Origin of the sequence: Erysipelothrix larvae, assembly GCF_001545095.1 — a bacterium.
Lineage (GTDB): Bacteria > Bacillota_I > Bacilli_A > Erysipelotrichales > Erysipelotrichaceae > Erysipelothrix > Erysipelothrix larvae.
This window is the reverse complement of record NZ_CP013213.1, coordinates 1,721,099-1,734,012: the sequence shown is the minus strand read 5'-3', so window position 1 is coordinate 1,734,012 and position 12,914 is coordinate 1,721,099. Positions and strand designations below refer to the sequence as shown.

At 35.8% G+C, this 12,914-nt stretch carries 7 protein-coding genes; 6 read left to right on the top strand and 1 reads right to left on the bottom strand.

Translation table 11 applies throughout. The annotated features are described in order from the left end of the window. Positions 1 to 269: 269 nt before the first annotated feature. From AOC36_RS08035 to AOC36_RS08025, 3 genes are all read left to right on the top strand, one after another. A complete protein-coding gene (locus AOC36_RS08035) occupies positions 270 to 2,126 on the top strand; it encodes a DUF6273 domain-containing protein (protein WP_067633178.1) in 1,857 nt (618 codons plus the stop codon). A 207-nt stretch (positions 2,127 to 2,333) separates the two neighbouring features. Then, positions 2,334 to 2,936, top strand: coding sequence for a signal peptidase I (locus AOC36_RS08030; protein ID WP_067633176.1), 603 nt, complete (start codon positions 2,334 to 2,336; stop codon positions 2,934 to 2,936). After that, entirely contained in the window at positions 2,933 to 5,509 is a 2,577-nt protein-coding gene (locus AOC36_RS08025) for a DUF7601 domain-containing protein (RefSeq protein ID WP_067633174.1), read from the top strand. Before AOC36_RS08030 ends, AOC36_RS08025 begins: the two co-directional genes overlap by 4 nt. 35 nt (positions 5,510 to 5,544) lie before the next feature. On the opposite strand, the gene AOC36_RS08020 is transcribed toward AOC36_RS08025, so the two are convergent. Continuing rightward, positions 5,545 to 7,095 carry a helix-turn-helix domain-containing protein gene (locus AOC36_RS08020; protein ID WP_067633172.1) on the bottom strand — a complete coding sequence of 517 codons (1,551 nt, stop codon included), beginning with the start codon at positions 7,093 to 7,095 and terminating at the stop codon, positions 5,545 to 5,547. 435 nt (positions 7,096 to 7,530) lie between these two features. Between AOC36_RS08020 and AOC36_RS08015 the strand changes: the two genes are divergently transcribed. The 3 genes from AOC36_RS08015 (at position 7,531) to AOC36_RS08005 (ending at position 12,794) form a co-directional block, all read left to right on the top strand. Next, positions 7,531 to 9,153 (top strand): hypothetical protein, encoded by a 1,623-nt coding sequence (locus tag AOC36_RS08015; protein WP_067633170.1) that lies wholly within the window; start codon positions 7,531 to 7,533, stop codon positions 9,151 to 9,153. A gap of 576 nt (positions 9,154 to 9,729) precedes the next feature. Then, entirely contained in the window at positions 9,730 to 11,598 is a 1,869-nt protein-coding gene (locus AOC36_RS08010; RefSeq protein WP_067633168.1) for a hypothetical protein, read from the top strand. A gap of 362 nt (positions 11,599 to 11,960) precedes the next feature. After that, complete coding sequence (locus AOC36_RS08005; RefSeq protein ID WP_067633166.1) at positions 11,961 to 12,794, top strand: aldose epimerase family protein; 834 nt, start codon at positions 11,961 to 11,963, stop codon at positions 12,792 to 12,794. Positions 12,795 to 12,914 lie beyond the last annotated feature (120 nt).

Genomic DNA, 12,914 nt, shown 5'->3' with positions numbered 1-12,914 from the left:
ATGAATTATTTCATTAAAAATGACTGTAGTATTCCTGTTGTCGAGATTTTTATTCAATTTTTGACCCTTAAACACATTCAAAATTATTTCTTTATTTACGAAAAATTTTCTTAAATTGACAAATTCTTGTAAGTTATTTCAAATTGAAAAATGAGATTGGTTTTCTTAAAAGGTCGACAAATAGTGATGAAAATTATAGGCTTGTAAATTGCTAAAATCAAAGTAGTTGCAGGAGGTTACCTTGCAATACAGTGTTAAGGAGGAGAAAGATGAAATTAACACATAAAAAGAAAGCAACCGTAACAACGGGTGCTCTGGCAATCGCCTTACTATTATCTGGGTCACTTGCGTGGCATGATTATACACAGCACAAGACCAACAATTTCACAACGAAAACAGTAGACTTCAATGTAACATTGATTGAAGACTTTGAAGAAGTAAGTGAATGGGAAAAAGGTCAAGCAATCGTTAAAGCTGTTTCTGTAAGAAATGGTGAAGACGCTGACACAGCTAAATCTATATATAAGGATGCATACATCCGTTTACAATTTAAAGAGTATATGGAAATTGGCGAACGTACCTATGTATATAGCGAAAATCGTTATATGATCGATACAGATGGAAACTTCTACCGTTTTTCAACTCAAGCAGAAGCAGAAGCGTTCTTAGCAACACTAGACCAAAAAGATTATGATTCTGATCTAGATCCACAAGATCGTATTGTTTCGCAAAAAGGATACTTTGATGACCAAGCATATTTCTACATCCGTACCCAAGCACATGATCCAAATGGACAATATGGTAAGTTTGTAATCCTTGATGTTGAAGAAGAAATGAAATCAATTATTGATGGTCAAACAAACCAATCTGAATCAGCACGTAATGATAAACAACACGATGAAAATCCTGCAGATAATAATGAATCACAATACACTGTGAAAACATGGGATGATTCAACTTCAGCATTTGAAAAATATGTTGAATGGCAATTAGGAGAAGATGTCATTACATTGGAACAATGGATTGAAGGTGGAAAACAACCAGTAGCGAAGTGGATCATTGATACAACGAGTGATGAAGGTTGGGTATATTGGGGTCAAGCACTTGCACACAGCAAGACTGCTTCAGTTCCTGAAACACTTACTCCAAACTTCTTAGAAACTGTAACATTGATTGAACAACCTAATGGTACAGCATTCTACCAAATTAATGTAGTTATGGATGCAGTATCCATTGAAGACCTTGACCTATGGGTTAATGGAAACAAAGACATCGTGAATATGTTAAAAGGCAGTGAGGGATCAGCACCTGTTGAGGACACTCAACTTAAAGAACTTCTACAAGAACTTCAAGATCTCATCGATGAAGCAAAACTCATTGACTCAACTACACTAGAAGATGCATCAGCTCAAGACTTACTTGATGCAATCAATAATGGTGAAACAGTTCATGATAAATCAGGTGTAACAGCTGAAGAAGTGCAAAATGCAATTGATAACCTTCAAGATGTTATGGATAACCTTGTTGTAAAAGCAACAGGTTTTGACATCACAGGTAAAAAAGTAGGGGATAAGATTCAATTTGCTAACCGTACTTTCACAATCGCTTATATTGATGAAGCAGCGAACACTGCATTGATTCTATCTGATGTATTATCATACTCGGATCTGAATACTGCAGATATTAATCACGGAATATTGAGCAATCAAGTGCGATACCAAAATAATGGCACTTCAAGAACCGCTTACTCTGGATCATATCTAAAGACTGCTGATACAGCATTCTATAATACATTTATTAATGGAAAACAAGATAGTGAGTTTGTGTTAGCTGTAAACCTACCAGCTGAATCAGCAAGTACAAACTGGAATTCTTCAAGTGCGACACCAACAACTGTAGATGAAAATGGAACAAAAACAGCATTCTCACTCAGTGTATCTGATGTAAATCGTTATGGTATATCAAATACTATCTTGGATGCAAATACAGAAGTATGGTTGAGAACACCTGCAAATGGAAACGTAAATGTAGCAATCGTAAACAGCCAAGGAAGATTAACAACTGCTAATGGTACAACAGGCACTAATGCATTACGCCCTGCACTTTGGATTTCGATTACTAAATAAAACGAGTACAAATATTAGTTAATAACACGATCAATGGAGCATACTTGAGTATGTCTCCTTGATCCTTGTTTGTAAACCATTAACTATGACATAAAGACAACTCAATTAATTATGAGTTATCTTTATAAGAATTGCCTTGTGAACCTATTCCGCCAGCCAAATTCTTGTACAAGGCAATTCCTATAAGGATAGATAAGGAAGATAGCCATGAATGAAAACCAAACGAACGAAACATTGAAACCCATAAAAAAACATCGAATTTCAAGCGTCATGAAGTCGCTTTCTGAGATACTGTTCTATGCGTTAATTGGACTTATTATTGTTTTGGTTGTATTGCAAAACCAGCGTCCAGATGAAGCAAAGACACTCTTTGATACCTCAATCTTCTACATTCAAACCGATTCAATGCGTTCAGTCATGCCAAGAGGGTCCCTCATTGTAACACATCGAGATGATCCTGAAACCTTAGAGGTGGGTGAATACATCACCTATTACACCAAAATCAATGGCAAGGTGAGTATTGTTACCCACGAAATCGTTGAAGTGATTGACAACTATGAAGGCAATGGACTTGCTTTCAGTACAAAAGGTGTTGATAACGATGAGATTGACAAAGAAAAAGTCTATGCTGCCAATGTGATCGGAGAAGTAAAACTAACCGTTCCTCAGTTGGGAATCTATATTTCTTACATTAAAGAGAACTATATCCTAAGTGGTGTTATTGTTATTCTCATCATTGCATTTAAAAATTCAGCAAGTGATTATTTGAAAGAATTGAAAAAAGAAAGGAAGAACGTTATTGATTTATGAGAAAACGAGCGTATAAGAAAATCAAATCGGGGGTCATTGCATTATTTGTCATGCTCCTTACAATCTCAACACTCAGTGCTTGGTATGATGATACGCAACACAAAACCGCAAACTTTGGAACAGAGTTTAATCAATGTGTTGTTATTCTTGATAATTCAGAACTGAATACAAGTAAAATGTTAGAAGGTGCAAGCTTTGAATTGTACCGTAAAAACGAGCTTGGAGATGAACGTATCGGTGATATTTACACAACAAATGAATCAGGAGAAGTTACCCTGCATCTTGAATCAGGGGACTATTACTTCAAGGGAATTATGCCGCCTTCTGGATATGATTTTTATCTTGATGAACAGTTAGAAGACCCACTCAAGTTTGAATTTAGTGTTGATTGTAGTCTCAAAAAGTATGTATTAGTTCAAACCTATAGTGTATGTAATACATGTTCACTTGAACTGTTGAATATCGTGAAAAACAGTAATGGCACCATGCTCAGTGATGATCAACGCAATCTTGAGTTTGAGTACGTGATTACATTTAGTGATGGAAAATCCTATCCATATACCTTTACAGGAAGTAATCAAAGCGGTGTGATTGATGGAACAGGTTCAGTCTTTTTGAAACACCTTGAATCCATTCTTTTCGAAAACCTTCCATGTGGTCTTGAATACTCTATACAAACCATTCCTAAAGAAGGCTACACACCCGATATCACAGATGTTACAGGAATTCTTAAAGGGCATGATGATGTAACCATTACTCATGTAATTGATGAAGAAAAAGGGGATGGATCGTTTATTCTCACAAAGCACGTTGTGAATCGGGATGGTTCACAATTATCCTTAGACCAACTTCTGACTGAATTTGAATTTACCATTACATTTGAAGACGGCATGACCTACTTTGCATCGTTAAATGGTTCGATCCCATTTGAACTCGCAAGTGGAGACACAATTATGCTCAAACATTATGACACCCTTGTGGTACAGACACACAAAGACAATTTGAAGTACACAATCAAGGAAACTGATGCAAGCAATCAAGGATATAGTAGTTCACACAATGAGATCCAAGGGACAACATCACGCGATACAGTGATGGAATATGTCGTGACCAATACCTATCTAAACGATACACCTGAAGCAAAGACGGGATCGCTTATTGTTAAAAAAGATGTTGTGGGAACCACGCTTAAAGACAGTTTCACATTTACCGTATCATTTAGTGAACATATTGAAGAACTTACTGTGTCAATTGACGGTGGAAATCCTGTGAAGTATGATGAAGGGTCAACACTTCAAATCCCAGCAAATTCAACTGCTGTATTTGAGAACATTCCCTATGGCACAACCTACGAAATCCATGAACAAGATCTTGAAACATATCAAGAACTTGTTAATACAGTGAGTGGAGTGGTGGATCGTAAGGATACAACTGTAACCTTTAAAAACCGTTTCATACCTGAACCACAAAAAACGCTTCTAGAAATAAGAAAAGAAGTAGTTGGTGAAGGAGACTTAAATAAAGCATTTGAGTTTACACTCACAATCGATGGTGTTACAGAGTCATTCACGTTGAAACATGGTCAATCTAAAACGATTGAAGTAAAACCTGGAGCACACTATGAAGTTAAAGAAAAAGACTATCAGCAAGAGGGGTATATTCTAAATCTATTCAATGGAAAAGGGAATGCAGTTGAAGGAACGACGACGCATGTTAAAGCGGTCAACACCTTTGATAAATCAATCATCAACAATATCATTGAAGGGGAAGTGATTTGGAATGTTCCAGATGGCTATGATCATGTGATTCCAGATGAAATTGAAGTGTGTGTTTATAATGGCGATGGTGTTGAAATTGCATGTACAACCACAAACAAAGACCAGGATTGGAAGTTTGAGTTTGAAGTGCCGAAGTATGATAAAGATGGCAATGAAATCGAGTATTATGTCAGAACAAAAGACCGCGAACATTTTGAAATCGAATACTTAGACAATTATGTCATTAAGCTCACATACCGTGTCCCAACAAGCCTTCAATTTGATATTAGTAAGATTATCAAATCCGATGGAAATGCACCCGATGAAACCTTTGCATTTAAACTGACGGGGATGAACAACGCACCCGTTCAAGATACAAGCACTGTACTCATAAATGGGGAAGGGAGTGCATCCTTTGGAGAAATTACCTTTACCAAAGTAGGCACTTATACCTATGTCATTCGAGAAATCGTCGATCGAACTTCTGAGTATGAATATGATATGGACCCTGTTACAGTTCAAGTAAGTGTCAGTGAACAAAGACTGAAACTTGTAGTTGATCAGGTTACTTATACAAAAGCCGGACAAATTGTGGATTCAATTACCTTCACCAACACGTATGAAAAACGCATTGATGAAGAACCTAAACCGGTTAAACCATCAAAACCAGATCTACCAGAAACCGGAACTGAGCATAGAAACACTGCATTTATAGGATTCTTACTCGTCTGTCTTGGAGGATTAACCTTTGCATTACAAGAGTTAAGACGCTTTGCACACTTGAAAAAAGGATCACACAACGAATCCAATTCATAAACACTTAAAAAGGAGTCAGTGACTCCTTTTGAGTTTTATGAGAAAGAATGTGAATCCATGTCTTCATCGGGTTTACTTCGCGAATGCTTTGAAGCAGCCAAATTGAGAATTGCATTTCGAAGTGAAGTCCATTCAGCCATACTGGGTATGTAGGATAATTGAATGACATCACACTGCATCTTATGTGCATCGGGTAAGTCATAATTTGTTACAACCAAATCAGTGTTTACAAGATTCAAGATATCATGTGTGATTGGCTTGTCAAACAAAAACGCAGTTGTTACATTTTTAGGAATCATAAATTGCGATAGATACATGAGAAAGTCATCATATCCAGGTTCACCATGAAAAGCAAACAGAACACAGAGGTCAAAATCCTTTTGGTGGCTGATAAAAGAGAAATGAAGCATTGCTAATGAACACGCAACATCTTCCTTGAAGACAATTGGTAATAACCCTTTTGCTTCAGGGGTCTCGAGATGGTTCATCCAAAGGATGACTAAATCATCAATGGTCTCGTGTGCAAAGAGCTTAAAAGACTTCGACACGCGTTGAAGTTGTGGTGAAATACGTGTAAGAATTGAAAGGTTAATCAAATAAGAACGAACCGGATCAATTGCTGTACTGTGAATCGTTGGTTCATCAAATTGATGCATTAATAAGGATTCAACACGCTGCGATAATTCCAAAGGAATCGTTTCAAGGTGTGTATAATCCTTGATGTAGTGACTAAAAATGCTATGGCTGGGTCCGCTGTAGGATACACTATGTAAAAGCATGGCATACGCCCAGATAATATCATCAAGGGGAGGGTTATGAATTAAGAATGCATTGCGATACACATCGATAAACGCTTCTTTAAACTTTTCAAACGAAACAAAAACTTGCAATTCCTCTTTAAGATGATCGTCAACCCTTACAAATCTTTGGTGTTTAATACGATTATGGATGATTATACTCCATAAGGTCATTCTAAAGTTGCTTAAGTGAAAATGAGGGATGATACTCTGAATTGCGCGTTCATGAAACACCTGATAAATATACTCCCTCCGATCAAAGTTACTATCAATGGTGAAAAAATCATTAAAATCACTGTAGAAGGCAAAGAAGAAGTAACGGATATCCGATTCACATCCAATAAGATCAACATATCGTGTGGAAAGCGCAATATTATAAGAAACAAGCACGGTGTTTATATGATTTAATGTTTTCCTTAGTTTAGTTGGCGATAGGTATAAATCTGCAAGTAATTCATCAAAGGTATGGATTTCATGATGGAAAATGTCATCAATAATACGAAAAACATCACTCTCTTTAGCCATCTTCACCAAAATCGCATCCATACTCATCGTATCCAATGATAATGTATACCCATCTTTATCGTTGGATACAATTTTCAAATAGCCCATAAGCTCATCATTGAGGTTATTGATGTCTTGACGCATTGTTGGGATAGAGCATCCCACATGTTGTACCAGTTCATTAATACTCATTGGGCTGTCGTGAGAGCGCATATAGGTCAATGTTTTAATTTGCCTACACAATTGTTTATTATTATTTAAAGCAAAAAATAGATGATTTTGCATCGCCATCTCCTTTTGTTATTTGCAATTTAAAATCGTACTTAAGGTAAAAGATATCAATTTATTTTATATATTTAGATTATAACATTATTGTAAGGTCCAATTTGGTGTTAGAAATTTCTATTTTTACGTAATTTTTTGCTGCCTTCCTTATTTAACACTTAATTATGTACAATATGTCACTTGTAAATTGGGTTTCATGTTAGTTTCAAGACAAGGTTTGAAGATAAGCACATATCATAAGTAAAGAAAACTACGGAACTTACCATAAAGGTAAATATCAAACAAATTTTGACCATTAATTTTTCTATTTTTGAAATATGAATCGTTCTTTTTTCAAACATAAATAACAAATATTATTTTTTCGAATCATTCACTTGGTAAGATGGATTTACTTGCAGGACACGTCCAGCAGTATTAGTGTTAAGGAGGAGAAAGATGATACTAACACGTAAAAAGAAAGCGACCTTTACGACAGGCGCTATCGCTATCGCGTTGTTGTTGTCAGGGTCACTTGCATGGCAAAACCTTAATCAGCATAAAAACAACAGCTTTAGCACTGCTAATTTTGAACATCATATTGTTCTTGTAGAGAACTTTACAGAGGTTACAAATTGGAAGAAAGGTGAAGCAGTTACAAAGAGTGTTGCTGTTCGAAACGGTGAAGACAATAACGACACCAACGCAATTTATCAAGATGGATTTATTCGTCTTCAATTCAAAGAGTACATGGAAATTGGAAGCCGTGAGTATGTCTACACAAGACATCGTTATATGATTGATACTCAAGGGAACTTCTATCGTTTTGATACAAAGGAAGCTGCAGAATCATTCCTTGCGACCTTGAATCTAACCGATCATGATTATGATCTTGAAGATGATCAACGCATTGAGAAACTAAAAGGTTACTTTGACAAGCAAGAATACTACTATATTAGAACACAAGCTCATGATCCTAATGGACAATATGGTAACTATATTGTAACTGGAATAACTGGTGATGATATGACATCAATTGTAGACGGTGTTGAAAATCATGCAGATTCTTCACGCACTGATAAACAACATGATGTTAAACCAGCGCAAAATGATCAAAGCACATATACAATTAAGAAGTGGGATGGCGTTGAATCACCATTTGATGAGTATGTTAAGTGGCAATTGGGTAGCGAAGTAATCACACTTCAAGAATGGATTGCTGGTGGAAAACAACCTGTTGCGAAATGGATTATCGACACAAATAGTGATCAAGGATATGTTTATTGGGGACAAGCACTTGAACACAGTAATGTTGCGAAAATACCAAGTACAATGACACCAAATTTCTTGGAAAGTGTAACACTTGTAAAACAACCTACAGGAACTGCTAACTACCAAATCAATGTATCAATGGATGCAGTATCTCAAGATGACTTGAAACTATGGATAGATGGAAATCCTGATATCATTGATATGCTTGGGGGAGACCAAACACCAGGGTTTAGTATTGATGATAAGGGTGTAGGTGATAAAATAATCTTTGCGGATCATGAATACACAATTGAATATATAGACGAAAAAAACAGAACGGCCTTAATCTTAGGAGATTTTATCCCTGGGAATATTCTTAATGAGATGAATATTATCAATTATGGTGGAGAAATCCGTTACATTCTAACGAATGATGAATATGATGGGTACGAAGAATCTTATTTGAAACAAGTTATCGACAAATTTTATGAGGTGAAGGTTTCTACACACGAAGACAATGTATTCGTTCTTCCAGCTATATTTCAAGTAGAAGGATTCGACCCAAGTAATTGGAATGTGAAGAACGATAAGTTTTCTTACATTCACGAAAATGGTCTAAAAACTGCATTTGCATTAGCAGTTTCGGACATAAATTATTATAAAATGACTGATGTATATCTCGCAGATGGTACTGGTTCGTGGCTTCGCAGTCCGGGTGGCGATGTTGATCAAGCTGGAACTATATACACGGATGGTAAGCTATATGCAGGACAAGTGTTTAATCACATAAACCTGGTTCGTCCCGCACTTTGGATTTCAATTGACAGATAATTACGGATTAACTATTTCTTAATAAATATGAGGTTGTAGCGAATGGGATAATGATTCTCTTCTCGCTAGAACCTTTTTTATTATTTTGAATGGGGGAAAATAGCTACAGTTATAACAAGCCAGTTGAATAATATAAAAGAGATGCAACAAATTTATAAATAGGATAGTATTCTGATTATGATGTGATGCCAAACGCTAGTTTACAATGATTTGTACCAGTAAACTGTTGCGTAGAAGTTATATATTGATTGAAATTAATCAATTGAAATAAGAAAAACAAACGTAATTTACTGTATATAGATAACATCGACTTCTGAATAATTAACTCTGTATAACTCTATTTATTTAGTTTGAGTTAAGAATGATAACGTAAGTTTCATAGTGAATCAATAAAATATATAAATTTCCCAAATTTAGAAATAATATTAGAAAATAGCGTTCATGATTGTACTCAAACGAAATCCAACGCATATTTTCCTCTGGAATAATTTTTATTATTTTTTCAAATCATGCACTTGGTAAGATGGTTTTACTTGCAGGACACGTCCAGCAGTACCAGTGTTAAGGAGGAGAAAGATGAAACTAACACGTAAAAAGAAAGCGACCTTTACGACAGGCGCTATCGCTATCGCGTTGTTGTTGTCAGGGTCACTTGCATGGCAAAACCTTGATCAGCATAAAAATAACAGCTTTAGTACCGCTGATTTTGAACATCATATTGTTCTTGTAGAGAACTTTAAAGAGGTTACAAATTGGAAGAAAGGTGAAGCAGTTACAAAGAGTGTTGCTGTTCGAAACGGTGAAGACAATAACGACACCAACGCAATTTATCAAGATGGATTTATTCGTCTTCAATTCAAAGAGTACATGGAAATTGGAAGCCGTGAGTATGTCTATACAAGACATCGTTATATGATTGATACTCAAGGGAACTTCTATCGTTTTGATACAAAGGAAGCTGCAGAAGCATTCCTTGCGACCTTGAATCTAACCGATCATGATTATGATCTTGAAGATGATCAACGCATTGAGAAACTAAAAGGTTACTTTGACAAGCAAGAATACTACTATATTAGAACACAAGCTCATGATCCTAATGGACAATATGGTAACTATATTGTAACTGGAATAACTGGTGATGATATGACATCAATTGTAGACGGTGTTGAAAATCATGCAGATTCTTCACGCACTGATAAACAACATGATGTTAAACCAGCGCAAAATGATCAAAGCACATATACAATTAAGAAGTGGGATGGCGTTGAATCACCATTTGATGAGTATGTTAAGTGGCAATTGGGTAGCGAAGTAATCACACTTCAAGAATGGGTTGCTGGTGGAAAACAACCTGTTGCGAAATGGATTATCGACACAACTAGTGATCAAGGATATGTTTATTGGGGACAAGCACTTGAACACAGTAATGTTGCGAAAATACCAAGTACAATGACACCAAATTTCTTGGAAAGTGTAACTCTTGTAAAACAACCTACAGGAACTGCTAACTACCAAATCAATGTATCAATGGATGCAGTATCTCAAGACGACTTGAAACTATGGACCGATGGAAACTCTGATATCATCGATATGCTTGAAGACATCAAAACACCAGGATCTTCTAACAACAAAACCTTAGAAGACTTACTTCAAGAACTTCAAGACCTTCTTGATGAAGCAAAACTAATTGATCAAGATACATTAACGGATGAGTCTGGTGATAAACTTCAAAATGCTATCGAAAATGGCGAAAACACATATGATAATCCAAATACAACAATCGAAGATGTTATCAAAGCGATTGAAGACCTTGAAGATGCAATTAAAAATGTCGAACCAAAAGCTGAAGCACCTGGTTTTGATCTTGGAAACAAGAAAGTCGGAGATTCAATTAACTTCGCTGGACATATATATACAATAGTGTATGTTGATGCCCAAAATAAGACTGCGCTTTTACTCGGTGATATTCTCTCAGCAAGTGTTATCCAATCCATGGGATTTGAGCACTCTAGTGGAAAAGTTCGATTCAACAAAACAGGCGCTAATTATCAAGGTTATGAGGGTTCATATCTTGAAGAAGTAAATGAAAAGTATTACAACAATTACATCAAGAGTCATACAGACAATGCTTATGTTCTTCCAGCAAATTATGAAGTAGAAGAAGATGAGGGTATATACACCGATTGGAAAACTAAGGATTACGCATACTCTTATGTTAGCCAAACAGGTACTAAGACTGCATTTGCTCTGAGTGTTTCAGATATAAATTATTATGAAATAGCTCCTGCGACTATCGTTGATGGATTGTCTTCATGGTTGCGAAGCCCAGCTAATAGCTCGTTCGTTGCCGCAAATATCTATAGTGATGGTAAACCAGGAAGTAGTAAACCGTATGATCAGCCTTGCTATGTTCGTCCAGGACTTTGGATCTCAATTGGCGATTAATACAACAATCATCAAAAAGCATTAATCAATAAAGGAGCATACTAGATTTCTACTATGCTCCTTTATTGTTTTATCCCAAATAGGTCTATAGTGTCTTTATAAGAATTGCCTTGTTTATCTGTTGTTTAGTGTATTCATTTTTATTTGAATAAGGCAATTCCTGTAAGGATATTATGAAGAACTCATCATTTATGAAATTATCTCGATATAAACAAAAGTGTGAATATTTTTTTTCTGTATCATAAAATTACTTGAAATGTATACGAAATCTTTGTGAATCATCGTGAAGAGTTTATGAAAACCATAGTGTTACCTAGGTAATTCCTATATAATTATAATTGTGAATATATAAGGAGGAACCAATGATTAAAATTAGAAATAATGAAGTAATCGCAGAAATTACTGTTAAAGGTGCAAGTTTGGAATCCATTACAGTGGATGGGAAATCGATTTTATGGAATAAAGATGCAACATGGTGGAATCGTGTGGCACCATTTTTATTTCCGATTGTAGGACGTCTTCTAGATAATGAATACAGTGTTGACGGGAAAACCTACCCATTATCTCAACACGGGTTCCTACGAGACAGTGATTTTAGCGTAGAGGATCAAACTGAAACAGCATGTACACTAAAATTCATGAGTAATGATAAGACCCGTGAAGTATATCCTTTTGATTTTGAGGTGATTATAGCCTATACATTATTGGGAAGAAATTTATTAATCGATGCGACCATTGTTAACGCAGGGGAAACAGATATGTATTACAGCTTTGGATATCATCCGGCATTTATCGTCGAATCAAAAGACGCATATATTGAATTACAAGGACCTAAGCCATTTAAACAATATACCTTTGATGGACCGTATTGTAATGGTGAAACTGAATTCGATGGGTATCGTGTTGATTTTGATATGATGACGTATGAAAACATGACCTTGGTATTTGAAGAAGTACACCGTGTAATCCTTCATGATGGAAAACGTAAGCTTGCGATGGATGTACGCTCATATCCACATCTTGGAATTTGGACACCAACCCTTGAAGATGGAACCCAAGCACCGTTTGTTTGCTTGGAACCATGGGCAGGATTTGGGGATCGGATCGATCATGATAAAATCCTAAATCATAAATTTGGTATTGAAAAGATTGAGCCACAATCACAAAAAAATTGGAGTACTACCATTGAGGTATAAATGATTTCTGTGATGAAAACATAAAGAATAACAAAACAAGTGATATTTTTCACAAGCAAAGCGGTTACAATTCTTACATGGAAAAAATTGTAAAAAATATGCGAATTAATTTGCATATAT